Genomic DNA, 13,753 nt, shown 5'->3' with positions numbered 1-13,753 from the left:
GATGGGATCTCCGGTTACAGCGTGCGGCGGCTCTTGATCAGCAGCCAGATGAAGAAGGGGGCACCGAGCAGTGCCGTGATGATGCCCACCGGCAGCTCGGCCGGCGCCAGCAGGGTGCGGGCCAGCATGTCGGCCCCCAGCAGCAGGGCGGCGCCCACCAAGGCACTGAGCGGCAGCAGCCTGACATGGTTGGGGCCGGTCAGCAGCCGCACCAGGTGGGGCACCACCAGGCCGACGAAGCCGATCATGCCGGCCACCGCCACGGCCACCCCCACCCCCACGGCGGTGAGCAGTATCAGTCGGCGCTTGAGGGCCTGTACGTTGACCCCCAGGTGACGGGCCTCTGACTCGCCCAGCAGCAGGGCATTGAGGGGGCCGGCATCGCGCATGAACAACAGCAGCAGCAGGGCGAGGGCCGCCAGTGACAGGGCGACATCGGCGGGTTTGCCCGCCGCCAGGGTGCCCAGCTGCCAGAGGCTGAGGTCGCGCAGCATCTGATCGTCGGCGAGATAGGTGAGCAGGCCGATCACCGCGAAGGAGAAGGCCGTGATGGCGACCCCCGCCAGCAACATGACGGTGACCGAGGAGCCCCCCTCCCGGGAGCCCAGCAAATAGACCAGGGTGGTGGTCAACGCCCCGCCGAGGAAGGCAAACAGGGGGAGCAGGCCGATGCCGAGCAGGCTCTGCAGCTGCTGGCCCAGGGGGGCCAGCAGCACTATGGCCAGGGCGGCGCCCAGCGCCGCGCCGCCGGAGACGCCAATGATGCCGGGGTCGGCCAGGGGGTTGCGAAACAGCCCCTGCATCACGGCGCCGCAGAGGCCGAGCATGCCCCCCACCGCGATGCAGAGCAGGGTGCGCGGCAGGCGGATCTCCTGCACGATCAAGATCTTGTGCGCTTCAATTCCACTCTCCTGCCCGGCCAGCAGGGCGCGCAGGCTCTCGCCGAGGGAGAGGGCAAGGGGGCCGGTGGCCAGCGACCCGACCAGCAGCAGTGCCAGCAGGCCGCCGCTGAGGGTGATGAGCCAGGGCAGTGGCAGGCGCATCATGACCCCTGCTTGATCCACTGGGCTATCTGGGCCGCCTGCTGCAAGGAGCGCAGACTGAGGCCCCCTTGCAGGGCCTGGCCGTCGATGGCGTGGATGGCGCCCCGTCTGCCCGCCGGGGTGGCGGCCAGGGCCGGCACCTGGGCCAGCACGCTGGCCGGATCCTGATACAGCTGCCAGTCGCGGCCGCTCACCAGCACCAGATCCGGTTGCAACTCGATCAGGGATTCGGCGGACACAGGCTTGTAGTCCCGCAACTGGGCGACCGGATTGACGCCGCCCGCCAGGGTGAGCAGGGCGCTGGCGGTGGTATTGCCCCCGGCGATGCTGGTGGGCTGGCCCTTGTGCAGCAGCAGGAAGGCGACCTTGAGGGGCTGGTTCCCGCTCGCCTGGGCGGCCAGGGCGTCGCTCTGGGCCTGGATCTCGGCCTGCAAACGGGTACCGGCGGCCGGATCCCCCAGCAGCCGGGCCAGGGTCTCGATCCGCGCGTTCAGGTTGGCCAGGGTCGGCGCCGTCTCCAGCACCTTCACCTCGACTCCGGCCCGGCGCAGCTGATCCAGCACAGGGGCCGGTCCCATCTCGTCGCTGCCGATCAGCCGGGTCGGGGCCAGACTGAGGATCCCCTCCGCGGCCAGGGCGCGGTGATAGCCGACCCTGGGCAGCCCCTTGGGCTCCGGGCTGCTGACGTCGGTGGCGATCAGGCTGGATTGGCCGCCGAGCGCCAGTATGAGTTCAGTGGTGGCCGGGCCTATGCTGACGATACGTTCCTGTGCGCCTGCTGGCAGGGCCATGACCGAACAGCCGAGCAGGGTGAGTGCGAGGGCAAGACGAGGGCCCATGCTAACCTCCGAGGGTAAATGAAGTTGGGTTTGCGCCGAGAATATCAAGCCGAAGGAGAAAATGCACTGATAATGAAACTGATTATCAATTGCATTGGTTTTGCGGCTTGATTAGAGTATCCGCCATGACAGTCGAGGGGTGGCAAACCCCTCCCAAGGGAGAACCCATGAGCATTGCACAACGCATCCAGGCGCTGCTGGAGCAAGATCCCGGCGCCCATCCATCCAGCCTGGCGACCCAGCTGGCGGTCAGCGAGTGGGAGGTGGTGCGCCATCTGCCGTCCGAGCTGGTGACCCGGGTGCCCGCCGAGCAGGCCGAGGCCCTGCTGGCGGACCTGGCCAGTTGGGGCCAGGTGACCACCATCGTCGAATCAGACGGATCCATCTTCGAGGTGAAGGCCCCCTTCCCCAAGGGCAAGAGCGCCCGCGGCTACTACAACCTGATGGGACGAGACGGCGAGATGCACGGCCACCTCAAGCTCGACAAGGTGGTCGGCATTGCCCTGGTCAGCAAGCTGTTCATGGGCAAGGAGGGACACTCCTTCCAGTTCTTTGGCGCCAGCGGCCGCTGCATCTTCAAGGTCTATCTGGGTCGGGACGAGCAGCGTCGGCTGCTGCCTGATCAGGTGGAACGTTTCATGGCCTTGCGCCACCAGTATCAAGAGGAAGTGAAAGCATGAGTGAACGTCAGGAGCGTCTGCAGAACCGCCTGCAACCGGAGATCCGCGAGTTTCGCGATGGTTGCCGCACCCTGCAGCTCGCCACTGTGGACAGCGAGGGCAGGCCCAACGCCAGCTACGCCCCCTTCGTGTTGCAGCAAGATGGCTACTATGTGCTCATCTCCGAGATTGCGCGCCATGCCCGCAATCTGCAGCAGGTACCCAGGGTCTCCCTGATGCTGATCGAGGACGAAACCGGCGCCCGCGAGCTGTTCGCCCGCAAGCGTCTCACCTTCGATGCGCTGGCCGAGGTGGTGGCGCGGGATGACGAGCGCTGGGGCCAGGCGATTGCCGCGCTGGAAGGGCGCTTTGGCGACATCGTCAAGGGACTCTCCAACCTCAAGGACTTCGTGCTGTTTCGCCTCAAGCCCGAGCAGGGGCTGTTCGTCAAGGGCTTCGGCCAGGCGTTCCAGGTCTCCGGTGACGAGCTGGTGGACTTCGTCCATCTGGCGGAGGGCCACAGGCGCATCGACAACGGTGCCGAGCTGACCCGCGAGACAGACGCACCGGTCTGACGAGGGGAGATGAAATGAAAAACGGACAGCCCAGGCTGTCCGTTTTGATTGATGGGCCCACTAGCCTTGCCAGTTGCCCCGGTTGGGGAAGGCCTGGCGGTCGGCGTCGCTGGCGGTCTCGTTGCACTCCCCCCTGATGCGCCAGGAGGTCTGGCTCAGCACGATGAAGCCCTGATGGCAGTAGCCCCTTTGCTCCAGGGTGTGCTGGAGCTGGGCATCCTGCAAGGCGGTGCGCCGCTCCAGCAGGCTCTTCTGGCGCTGCAATTTGCCGCCATCCTCATCCTGCAGCCGGGTGGGCAGCGTCTCCAGTGGCGCGGCTTCAAACAGGAAGCGCTTGCTGCCCTCTTCGTTGATATGGGTGCTGAACAGCGGCGCGGGCTGATCCGATGGTGGCGTGAAACCACAGCCGGTCAGGACCGGCACCATGGCAAGCAGCAGGGCGCAGGGGAGGGGAAGTCTCATTCAGATGATCTGATCCGTGGGTTGCACCAGGACGCGGCGATCCCCCGGCAGGGCCAGGTTTTCCCACATCCAGTTGTGATGGGTGATGATGTCGTCCGCACCCAGGTGGGGGCGATCGGCCGTGGTGTGGGCGTCCCGGGCCACAGTGACCTCGAAGCCGTGGGAGGCGGCGCTGCGCACCGTGGTGTCGACACAGAAGTCGGTGGCGCAGCCGCACAGGATCAACCTGTCGACGCTCTGCTCCGCCAGCAGGAAGCCGAGCTCAGTATCGAGGAAGCTGTCGCAGGCGCGCTTGCGCACCCGGCTGTCGGCAGGCCTGGGGGAGAGGGCGGCGTGGATCTGCCAGGCCGGGCTGCCGGGCTCAAGCTCGCCCCCCGGCTCGTCATGTTGCACGTAAATGACGCGTCCGCCGCCCTGGCGCACCCCCTGGGTCAGGCGATTGATATTGGCCAGCACCTGCGCGTCCTGGTGACGCGGTTGCTCGAACAGCCCCTGTTGCACATCGATAACCAGTAACACGTCCATATGCACTCCTCGTGCTGTTCATCGTTGGCCCTTGCGGGCCCTGGGATAGACGGGGTCACCCTGTCATGGCGCGAGCGGGTGCCGGCTTGCCCGCGCCGCTCAGTCAGCCTGGGATTGCAGCCACTGGGTACAGTCCCGTTGCCGGGACCGATGCAGCGTGCCCATATCTTGCTTCATTTCCCCCTCGCTTTGCCAGCGTTTGGGCAAGGGAGTCATGGTGACCTGCACCTCGGGGGCGCGTCCCGGCACAGGTTCAGCCGTGGTGACGGGGACCACCAGGCTGATCTTGAGGGCCGGATTGCGACTGGCGATGCGGCTGGCCAGGCCAAGCCCCCCCTCCACGTGGAAGTTGCCGGCGATGTGCATGATGCGCCTGCCCGGGTGACTGGCCAGGTAGTCCACCATGGATTCGGCCATGGTGTCATCCCAGCTGGTCTGGGCGGCAAAGCGGCGGGCATTGGCGTCCGCATCCCCATGGTGCATGGAGGCCATGAACTTCTGGCGATAGGGGTCATCGCCCAGGGTGAGGGTGCGTGCCAGCTGGCCGCGATAAACGGGAGCGAGCCGGTCGAGCCATGCCGGGCCTTCCTGACCGATGCAGCTCACCAGGGGCTTGGGGGCGTTGGCCGCGATGACGGTCATGCCCTGCGCCTTGGCAAATTCCACCAGGGGGCGATAGTCGCTCTGGTAGTTGGGCCAGGCGTTGCCATCGCGGATGAGGGCCGCCTCACCGATGCGCCCGGCGAGATAGGCATCGAGCACCGGCTGGGCGTCGCGCGCGAACTGCTCCATGGAGAGCGCCAGGGCCCGGCCATGGTCCCGGCTCTGGTGCTGCAAGCCGGCCAGCAGCCGCGCCTCGAGCAGGTGGGCGGCCGGATGGGTGTGCAGCTCTCCCACCAGCACTATGTCGGCGTCCCTGACCCTGTCCAGCGCTTGCTGCAGGGTCAGTGTCTCGCCGTGCGCCGAACTCAATCGGTAGTCGTAAAGGGTGCCGGTCAGGGGGGCGGTGGGGGATGAGGGGCTCGCGCAGGCCCAGAGCAGCAGGGGCAGCGTCAGCAAGGTCAGGGATCGGATCATGGTTTCTCACGACAAGGTTGGTCAGCCAGGGTCAGCATGGCAGAGGTGGCGTCATGATGACAGGGGGGCTTGGGGGGATGCAAATAAATCACAACAAAAATGATAACCATTATCATTGATCTTTCCGTGGCTCTGAGTAAGATGCATGCCGTTGATAACTATTCTCAATAAGGACATGCAGTGGCTCACATTACTCCCCCCACCCAGATTGCGATCGCGGTCATGGCCGCCCTCAGCCTCCCGGTTCAGGCAGCGCAGCCGACTCACTCCCGCGGCAATGACGATGTCATGGTGGTCAGCGGCTCCCGGATGGAGCAGAAGCTGGAAGATGTCTCCGGTCCCATCACGGTGATCACGGCCGAACAGATAGAAGAGCAGCTGGTCAGCAACGTCGCCGACCTGTTCCGCTACGAGCCCGGGGTGACAGTGGTGGGGGGCGCCGGCGATGCCCAGACCTTCGTGGTGCGCGGCATGGGGGAGAACCGGGTCAAGACGGTGCGCGACGGCGTGCGCCAGAATGACGCCTACAAGAACGGCGGTGTGGGCCAGAGCTACTTCGACACCGACATGATCAAGCAGGTGGAAGTGGTCAAGGGACCGGCTTCCGCCGCCTACGGCTCCGATGCCCTGGGTGGGGTCATCGCCATCACCACCAAGGATGCGAGGGACTTTCTCAAGGGGCGCGACAGCTATCTGGATGCCACCACCGGCTATGCCTCCAGCAGCCACCAGAACATGGCCGGTTTCACCGGCGCTCTGCGCAGCGGCGAGTTCGAGCACCTGCTGCGCTACACCTGGCGCGACGGCGGTGTGACCCAGAACTATGACGGCGACAAGAACGAGTTCGACATCGCCAGCCAGGCGGTGCTGTTCAAGAGCCGGTGGGACATGAGCGAGGAGCAGTTCCTCAAGCTGACCGTCGACTACTTCACCGAAGATGAGGATCCGGATGCGGTCGACCTGACCAAGTCAGGCTCCGTCTTCAATCAGCCGATCACCGACAAGGAGACGGACAACCTCTCCCTGATGCTGGATCACGGCATCGCCCTGAATGCCCCCTGGGTCGATCGCATCGACAGCAAGCTTTACTACGCCCGCACCAAGCAGACCCTGGATCAGTACGCCTCCTCCAAGTACCCGGTCAATCCGCGCAACCCCTATGTGACCAAGAACTCCCTCGATCACAACGGTTTCGAGCAGGAGAGTCTGGGGGCCCAGGTGAAGTTCAGCAAGGCGCTGGCGAGTCAGCGTCTGGCCTGGGGTCTGGAGTATGAGCACACCGACAACGAGCGGACCCGTGTCAAGGGGCCGGCCACGGCGGGGGACTTCGTCTCCTACAGCGAGCTGAGCTTCCCCTCCACCACCAGCGAACACGGTGCCCTCTGGGCGTTCGACGAGCTGAAGTTCGGCGAGCGCTGGGTGCTGACCCCAGGGCTGCGTTACGACTACTACAAGATGACCCCAGACGAGGATCCCGCCTACACGGGAAACAAGCTCAAGGCCTTCTCAGAAGGGGAGATCTCCCCCAAGCTGGGGCTGGTGTTCAAGGCACACGAGGCGGCTAACCTGTTCGCCCAGTACAGCCATGGCTTCAAGGCGCCCATGTATGACAACGCCTTCTCCACCCTGAATCACCAGGCCTATGGCTATCGTATCGAGCCGAACCCGGATCTCAGCCCGGAGAGCAGCGACGGCATCGATCTGGGGGTGCGCGGCAGCGCCGGTGGGTTCAGCTATGAAGTGGCCACCTTCTACAACAAGTTTGACGACTTCATCGAGCTGGGCCAGGTCGGCAGCGAGGGCCGTACCGCCGTCTACCAGTACCGGAACCTGGACGAGGCGACCACCAAGGGGGTCGAGGCCAGGGCGGACTACTGGCTCAGCGATCTGGTCAACGCCTGGGGCAACCTGGCCTACATCGAGGGCAAGGACGGTGACGGCAACTACATCAACAGCCTGAGCCCCCTCAACGGCAGCCTGGGCCTGCGTCTGGATCAGCCGAACTGGAACATCAACACGGCGCTGCGCTTTGCCGATGACATGAACAAGGTGGGCAAGGATGCCAGGGGCAACGACAACATCAAGAGCGCCGGCTGGGGCGTGGTGGATCTCTACGCCCAGTTCAAGCCGATGCAGGATCTGCAGCTCAACGTCGGTGTCTTCAACCTGTTTGACAAGGAGTACGTCAGCTACGAGAGCATCACGGGTCTCTCCGCTACCACCAACGTCAGCAACCAGACCGAGCCTGGCCGCAACCTGAGCGCGCGGGTCAAGTACCAGTTCTGAGTGGCGCGAGCCGTGCACAGATATCCGATGAGTCAGGGGCCGCAAGGCCCCTTTTTCGTGGGGCGCGACCGGCCGTGGGGCCGCCAAAAAGAAACCCGCCAGAAGCGGGTGGAAGGATTGCAACACTAACCAGGAGGAGGTGTTGTTCAATAGACACGGGTCCTCTGGCAATAGTTCAATTTTATTGATGTTTTTCATTTCGGCTGGCGTCCTGGTCACAGGATCCCCGGTCAAAAATCGGTTATCATCTGCGTCCCGTTTCGCTCCCCTGAGGCCCTATGCCCGCCTTCTCTTGGTTAGCCCTGTTCTTTGGTGCCTTCTACTTCGTCTATGGCGCCTATCTGCCGTTCTGGTCCCTCTGGCTCGAGGGGATGGGAGTGAGCGCCGAGCAGATAGGCATGCTGCTGGGGGTCGGCATGGGGATCCGCTTCGCCGGCAATCTTATGGTGATGGGGCGCATCAAGGGGGCGGGCCAGCTGCTGCCGGTCACCCGCTTGCTCTGCCTGCTCAGTCTGCTGGCCTTCCTCGGCTTCTATCTCGGCCACAGCCTCTGGTGGCTGGTGGTGCTGACCCTGGTGGCGAACTTCATCTACCCGACCCTGATGCCGGTGGGGGAGGCGCTCGCCACCCGCATGGTGATCCAGACCCAGCTCGACTATGGCAAGGTGCGCCTGTGTGGCTCCTTCGCCTTCATCGTCGCCTCCACCCTGGTGGGGACCCTCATCACCGATCTAGGCAGCGACTGGGTGCTGCATGTCATGGTGCTGGGGCTGGCGCTCATGGTGCTGCTCAGCTGGCTGCCCCTGGATCCTGCCCCCCGGGACGTGGTGGGCGAGCGGGCGCGCCCCTCCCTGAGAGAGACCCTCAAGAGTGCAGCCGTGCGCCGCTTCCTGCTGGTGACGGCGCTCTTGCAGGGCAGCCATGGCGCCTACTATGGTTTCAGCGCCATTCACTGGAAGGCGGCGGGCTATAGCGGCACCGCCATCGGCTATCTGTGGGCCCTGGGGGTGGTGGCGGAGATCGCCATGTTCGCCGCCGACAAACGCTATTTCAGCCGCTTCGGGGCCCAGACCCTGTTCCTGGTGGGGGCGCTCGGCTGTCTGGTGCGCTGGAGCCTGCTCGGGGCCAGCACGGACCTCACCCTGTTGCTGCTGGCGCAGCTGCTGCATGGGGTCACCTTCTGCATCAGTCATCTGGGTGCCGTGCGTTTCATGACCCGGGATCTGCCCCCGGAGCAGCTGATCGGCGCCCAGGCGCTCTACGCCGCCCTCTCCCTCGGCATCATGGTGGCGGCCCTGATGACCCTCAGCGGCCAGCTCTACGGGCCCCTGGGGGGCGGCATCTTCTACCTCATGGCGCTGGCGGTCTTGCCGGTGTTCTTCCTGCGGCGACATGTCGATATGGGTCTCTCTGGCAGAGACTGAAACGGACGCAACGAGAAGGGGAGAGCCAAGGCTCTCCCCTTTTTCATCGATGGCGGGCCGGATCACGCCTCGTCCGCTTGCCTGTGGGCCAGCAGGTCGCCCGGCTGGCAGTGCAGCTCGCGGCAGATGGCCTCGAGGGTGGAGAAGCGGATCGCCTTGGCGTGACCATTCTTGAGGATGGAGAGGTTGGCTTCGGTGATGCCAACCCGCAGGGCCAGCTCTCGGGCGGTCATCTTGTGCTGGGCCAGCAGGGCATCGAGCCGGATGATGATGGGCATGGTTTCCTCACACCGTCAGTTGCTGATCATCGGCCAGTTGCTTGGCCTCCCACATCACCAGTGCCAGCGCCGAGACGATGAGCCCTGCCAGCAGCAACCTGAAATCCGACGAGCCTATGCTGATGGTGCCGTGCAGTGAAGGGCCCTGCATGGTGAGCGCTATGTCTACCAGGGGCAGGGTGATGATCTCGGTGACGAAGCTGGCGCACAACAGCAAGCCAAGCCAGCGATAGCGGCGGATCTGGTCGAAGGTGAACAGCATGGCGTGGCGGTAGCCACGAAACAGCTGGCGCAGCTGCCACAGGATCAGCATGAAGACGAGATCAGGCAGCAGCAGGATCAAGGTGGCCAGCAGACGGCTGCCGAGGGTGAGGGGATAGTCGTTCAGGGAGGGGGCTCCCATGCTGGCCAGGCCAGTGGCACCTTGTTGTCCCAGGGCCTTGAGCAGGGCGTCTTGCAGTCGATCATCGCCGCCAAACAGGTGAGACCAGGTATCCGCTACCGTGATGAGCGGGGTCGCCACCAGGGCGAACAACAGGATCCATTCGATCAGTGTACTCATGGGGGCGAGCTTGCTGGGTGTCATGATAGGCCTCATGGTGGACGATGTGGATGGGTTGCCGGTGCTGTTTGGCAAGGGTGTCGTGTTGATGTTTATCGTTTTTCGATATTCCGTCAAGGGTATTTTATTGAAAAACGATAAATTACGTGCCGACATCGGGGGATGACATTCTTTCGACTCCTCTCTAGACTGGCGGCTGCTTCGTTTAAATATTCAGCATGGACAAGGGGTTACAGATGCACCAGGGATGGCTGCTGATTGGGTTGTCACTCGCATATCTTGGGCTCTTGTTCCTCATCGCCTACGGGGCGGACAAGAACAAGCGCCGTCGCCTCAAGGGACAGCCCCTGCTCTACAGCCTGTCCCTCGCCGTCTACTGCACCTCCTGGACCTTTTTTGGCACCGTCGGTCAGGCCAGCGAGTCCCCCTGGTCCCCGGTGCCCATCTATCTGGGGCCCATGCTGGTGTTCCTGTTCGGCTGGCGCCTGCTGGCCAGGCTCATCCTGGTGGCCAAGCGCGAGCACATCACCTCCATCGCCGACTTCATCGCCGCCCGCTATGGCAAGTCCCAGCGTCTGGCCATGCTGGTAAGCCTGGTGGCCATCATAGGGGTGCTGCCCTATCTGGTGTTGCAGCTCAAGGCCATCGTCACCGGGCTGGACCTGCTGATGGCCAATGCCGTGCCCGCGGGCCCCGCCGGCAATACCGCGGAGCTGGCCCTCGGTGTCACCCTGCTGCTGGCCCTGTTCAGCATACTGTTCGGCACCCGCAACCTGGATGCCACCGAGCACCACAGGGGCATGGTGGTGGCCATCGCCTTCGAGTCCGTGGTGAAGCTGCTCGCCTTCATGGCGGTGGGGGGCTTCGCCCTCTGGCTGATCCTGAGCCAGTCCAACGAGAGCCGGGATCTGGTCACCCGGGACTTCTTCCGCGCCGTGGTCGATGTGAGCCCGGGCAACCTGCTCGAACTCGCCATCTATACCCTGCTCGCCATGTGCGCGGTGATCTGCCTGCCGCGCCAGTTCCACGTGACCGTGGTAGAGAACAACCAGGGGCAGGATCTGCACTGGGCGCGCTGGCTGTTTCCCGCCTACCTGTTTCTGATGGGGCTCTTCATCTGGCCCCTGGCCCTGGCGGGCCAGCAGTGGGTCGGGGCCGACATGGCCTCGGACACCTATGTCATCAGCCTGCCCATGGCGCTGGGCAACCAGGGCATGGCCATGCTGGCGTTTCTTGGCGGCACCTCGGCCGCCACCGGCATGGTGATCGTCTCCACCATCGCCCTGGCCATCATGGTGAGCAACGATCTGGTGCTGCCGGTGCTGCTGCGCCGCTTCTGGCAACGGGGACGCGACGAGCGGCTGGCGCACCTGCTTCTGCAGGTGCGCCGCGGCGCCATCTTGCTGATTTTGCTGGCCGCCTGGGGGCTCTACCTCTGGCTCGGGGATCTCACCAGCCTGTCGCGCATCGGCTACCTGTCGTTCGGCGCCGTGGCCCAGTTTGCCCCGGCCCTGCTGCTCGGTCTCTACTGGCGTCACGGCAACCGCAAGGGTGTCTACCTGGGGCTCGCCCTCGGGATCAGCCTCTGGTTCATCACCCTGCTGGCCGAAAGCGGCCTGCTGGCGGGATCCCCCTTGCAGGCCATGTTGGCGCCCCCCGACTGGCCCGCCTTTCGCGACCTGAGCCTGGGGGCCTGGTGTCTCTTCCTGAGCCTGTTGCTCAACCTGACCGGTTATGTGGCGGGCTCCCTGCTGACCCGGGCCGCGGTGAGCGAGCGATTGCAGGCGGCGAACTTCGTCGGCCAGGCCAGCCGGGATACCACGGCCCTCTATCAGGCCAAGGTGACGGTCAAGGAGCTGGAGATGCTGGCGGCCCGCTTCGTCGGCCCGAGCCGGGTCAAGCGCTCCTTCGGCCGCTTCGCCGGCGAGTCGGGCGGCACCCTGGCGCCCCAGATGCAGGCCAGCGCCGGGCTCATCGCCCACACCGAGCGACTGCTGGCCGGGGTGTTCGGCACCTCGTCGGCCAGGCTGGTGCTGGCCTCGGCCCTGCAGGGGCGCGACATGCAGCTCGAGGAGATCGCCACCATAGTGGACGAGGCCTCGGACGTGCTGCGGTTCAACCGGGGCCTGCTGCAGGGGGCCATAGAACATATCGGCCTCGGCATCTCTGTGGTGGACAGGGAGCTGAGGCTGGTGGCCTGGAACCAGCGTTACATCGACTTGTTCCAATACCCGGTGGGGCTGATCCAGGTGGGGCGCCCCATCGAGGAGATCATCCGCTACAACGCCGTCAAGGGGCTGTGCGGCCCGGGGGAGGTCGAGGCCCATGTGGCGCGCCGGGTCGGCTTCATGCGCCGTGGCAGCGCCCATCTCTCCTCCCGTGAGCGGCCCGATGGCCGGGTGATCGAGCTGCAGGGCAACCCCATGCCGGGGGGCGGCTTCGTGATGACCTTCGCCGACATCACCCCGTTTCGCGACGCCGAGCGGGTGCTGAGGGAGGCAAACGAGCATCTGGAGTCGCGGGTGGCCGAACGGACCCGCGAGCTGTCGGCCCTCAACAGCCAGCTGCGGGCGGTCAACGAGCAAGTGGAGCGGGCCAACCAGTCCAAGAGCCGTTTCCTGGCTGCGGTGAGCCATGATCTGACCCAGCCGCTCAATGCCGCCAAGCTGTTCACCTCCTCCCTGCTCGAGACGCTGCCCGGGGAGGGGGAGGCGGCTCGCCTCGCCCATCATATCGACGATGCCCTGGGGGCCACCGAGGATCTCATCACGGATCTGCTGGACATCTCCCGGCTCGAGGCGGGCAAGTTCAAGGCCAGGAAGCTCGACTTTGCCCTGGCGGAGGTGTTTGACAACCTCAAGGCGGAGTTCGGGGTGCTGGCCCGGGCGGGGGGCATCGAGTTTGCCGTGGTGGACACCCGCCTGGCGGTCCACAGCGATGCCCGCCTGCTGCGCCGTGTGCTGCAAAACTTTCTCACCAATGCGTTTCGCTACAACCCGGGGGGCCGGGTCCTGCTCGGTTGCCGCCGCCTGGGCCAGCAGCTGCGCATCGAGGTGTGGGACACGGGGCCCGGCATTCCCCAGGACAAGCAGGAGGCCATCTTCGAGGAGTTCCAGCGACTGGATCACTCCCGCACCGCCCGCGAGCAGGGGCTTGGCCTGGGGCTCGCCATCGCCCGGGGCATCTCCCTGGTGCTGGGGCATCCTCTGACCCTGCGCAGCTGGCCCGGCGCCGGCTCAGTGTTTGCCATCACCCTCAACCTGGCCAGTCGTCCCCTGGTGGCCAGGGCGACGCCCGCGCCCCAGCTTCGTCATGACAGCCAGCTGGCGGGAGTGAGGGTGCTCTGCCTCGACAACGAGCCCGAGATCCTGGTGGCCATGGCGTCCCTGCTGGGGCGCTGGGGCTGCGAGGTGCGCTGCGTGCAGGATTTGGCCCAGGCCCAGATCCTGGTGGCGAGCTTCAGGCCCGACCTGGTGCTGTCCGATTACCACCTGGACGACGGCAAGACAGGATTGCAGGCGCTGCACATGCTGCGCCTCGCCCTTGGCAAGGAGCTGGGGGGCATCATCATCAGCGCGGATCGCAAGAGCGAATTGCAGGCCCAGATCCGCGAACATGGCTATGGCTACATCAGCAAGCCGGTCAAGCCCCTCAAGCTCAGGGCGTTGATGAACAGCATGGTGGGGACCGGGAAACTTGATGATGATCACGAATTAACACATTAGTCCTCTGGCAATGGGCAAGCAACTTGGCAGAGGATCTCCACAAAAATGGCGCTTAATGCCGGTAAAAAGGCGCTTTTTTGTGCTGTTTGAATCCCTGCGACAAGGGGTGACTCGCAGGGAGGGTTTGCCTGAGCCCCCCGGGTGGCCTATATTGCCCAGGCGATTTTTTTTATCGCGAATCAAGTTGTGCCAAAGGGCAAACCGGTCGAAAGGCCGGGACGCAAAACCTCCGGTCTAAGGGTCTGTCGTACCTAAGATAGCGGGGTCACCACAGGGTTGTGTTTCCCACCGGACGCCA

The 13,753-nt window shown here is 64.8% G+C and carries 13 protein-coding genes and 1 riboswitch; of the genes, 6 read left to right on the top strand and 7 right to left on the bottom strand.

What is annotated here, in order from left to right; translation table 11 throughout:
- Nucleotides 1-14 precede the first annotated feature (14 nt).
- Both ACEUCR_RS06595 and ACEUCR_RS06590 read right to left on the bottom strand, forming a co-directional pair.
- Nucleotides 15-1,046 (bottom strand): FecCD family ABC transporter permease, encoded by a 1,032-nt coding sequence (locus ACEUCR_RS06595; RefSeq protein ID WP_408788902.1) that lies wholly within the window; start codon nucleotides 1,044-1,046, stop codon nucleotides 15-17.
- Nucleotides 1,043-1,882, bottom strand: coding sequence for a heme/hemin ABC transporter substrate-binding protein (locus ACEUCR_RS06590; protein ID WP_392445219.1), 840 nt, complete (start codon nucleotides 1,880-1,882; stop codon nucleotides 1,043-1,045). Before ACEUCR_RS06590 ends, ACEUCR_RS06595 begins: the two co-directional genes overlap by 4 nt.
- 167 nt (nucleotides 1,883-2,049) lie before the next feature.
- On the opposite strand from ACEUCR_RS06590, the gene hutX reads away from it, so the two are divergent.
- Nucleotides 2,050-2,562 carry a heme utilization cystosolic carrier protein HutX gene (gene hutX / locus ACEUCR_RS06585; protein WP_408788899.1) on the top strand — a complete coding sequence of 171 codons (513 nt, stop codon included), beginning with the start codon at nucleotides 2,050-2,052 and terminating at the stop codon, nucleotides 2,560-2,562.
- The gene (hutZ, locus tag ACEUCR_RS06580; RefSeq protein WP_111873416.1) at nucleotides 2,559-3,116 is read left to right on the top strand and encodes a heme utilization protein HutZ; all 558 of its coding nucleotides are present in this window, start codon (nucleotides 2,559-2,561) and stop codon (nucleotides 3,114-3,116) included. The genes hutX and hutZ overlap by 4 nt, the downstream gene beginning before the upstream one ends.
- A 60-nt stretch (nucleotides 3,117-3,176) precedes the next feature.
- Here the strand turns inward: hutZ and ACEUCR_RS06575 are convergent, their stop codons facing one another.
- The 3 genes from ACEUCR_RS06575 to ACEUCR_RS06565 form a co-directional block, all read right to left on the bottom strand.
- Nucleotides 3,177-3,578 carry a hypothetical protein gene (locus tag ACEUCR_RS06575; protein WP_041995505.1) on the bottom strand — a complete coding sequence of 134 codons (402 nt, stop codon included), beginning with the start codon at nucleotides 3,576-3,578 and terminating at the stop codon, nucleotides 3,177-3,179.
- Entirely contained in the window at nucleotides 3,579-4,103 is a 525-nt protein-coding gene (locus ACEUCR_RS06570) for a cysteine hydrolase family protein (RefSeq protein ID WP_111873415.1), read from the bottom strand. It lies immediately after the preceding gene.
- Nucleotides 4,104-4,202: 99 nt separating this feature from the next.
- On the bottom strand, nucleotides 4,203-5,180 hold the full coding sequence (locus ACEUCR_RS06565; protein ID WP_408788896.1) for a ChaN family lipoprotein: 978 nt from the start codon (nucleotides 5,178-5,180) through the stop codon (nucleotides 4,203-4,205).
- Nucleotides 5,181-5,402: 222 nt separating this feature from the next.
- Here ACEUCR_RS06565 and ACEUCR_RS06560 point away from each other — a divergent pair, with 222 nt between their 5' ends.
- Together ACEUCR_RS06560 and ACEUCR_RS06555 are read left to right on the top strand one after the other, a co-directional pair.
- Nucleotides 5,403-7,466, top strand: a complete 2,064-nt coding sequence (locus ACEUCR_RS06560; RefSeq protein ID WP_408789071.1) for a TonB-dependent hemoglobin/transferrin/lactoferrin family receptor — start codon at nucleotides 5,403-5,405, stop codon at nucleotides 7,464-7,466.
- A 278-nt stretch (nucleotides 7,467-7,744) separates the two neighbouring features.
- Nucleotides 7,745-8,890 (top strand): 3-phenylpropionate MFS transporter, encoded by a 1,146-nt coding sequence (locus tag ACEUCR_RS06555; protein ID WP_408788893.1) that lies wholly within the window; start codon nucleotides 7,745-7,747, stop codon nucleotides 8,888-8,890.
- 62 nt (nucleotides 8,891-8,952) lie between these two features.
- Here ACEUCR_RS06555 and ACEUCR_RS06550 read toward each other — a convergent pair whose 3' ends face one another.
- On the bottom strand, nucleotides 8,953-9,168 hold the full coding sequence (locus tag ACEUCR_RS06550) for a helix-turn-helix domain-containing protein (protein WP_111873412.1): 216 nt from the start codon (nucleotides 9,166-9,168) through the stop codon (nucleotides 8,953-8,955).
- Nucleotides 9,169-9,175: 7 nt separating this feature from the next.
- Nucleotides 9,176-9,754 (bottom strand): DUF2975 domain-containing protein, encoded by a 579-nt coding sequence (locus ACEUCR_RS06545; protein ID WP_408788890.1) that lies wholly within the window; start codon nucleotides 9,752-9,754, stop codon nucleotides 9,176-9,178.
- 10 nt (nucleotides 9,755-9,764) lie between these two features.
- Here ACEUCR_RS06545 and ACEUCR_RS06540 point away from each other — a divergent pair, with 10 nt between their 5' ends.
- Nucleotides 9,765-9,896: a hypothetical protein gene (locus tag ACEUCR_RS06540; protein WP_408788887.1), complete on the top strand. Its 132-nt coding sequence runs from the start codon at nucleotides 9,765-9,767 to the stop codon at nucleotides 9,894-9,896.
- 70 nt (nucleotides 9,897-9,966) lie between these two features.
- Nucleotides 9,967-13,455: a hybrid sensor histidine kinase/response regulator gene (locus tag ACEUCR_RS06535; protein ID WP_408788884.1), complete on the top strand. Its 3,489-nt coding sequence runs from the start codon at nucleotides 9,967-9,969 to the stop codon at nucleotides 13,453-13,455.
- 185 nt (nucleotides 13,456-13,640) lie between these two features.
- A riboswitch (cyclic di-GMP riboswitch) is annotated at nucleotides 13,641-13,728 on the top strand.
- The last annotated feature ends 25 nt before the right edge of the window (nucleotides 13,729-13,753 follow it).

Source organism: Aeromonas bivalvium (genome assembly GCF_046078285.1).
Classification (GTDB): Bacteria; Pseudomonadota; Gammaproteobacteria; order Enterobacterales; family Aeromonadaceae; genus Aeromonas; species Aeromonas bivalvium.
The sequence above is the reverse complement of the archived record's forward strand: the minus strand, read 5'-3'. Positions and strand labels throughout refer to the sequence as shown.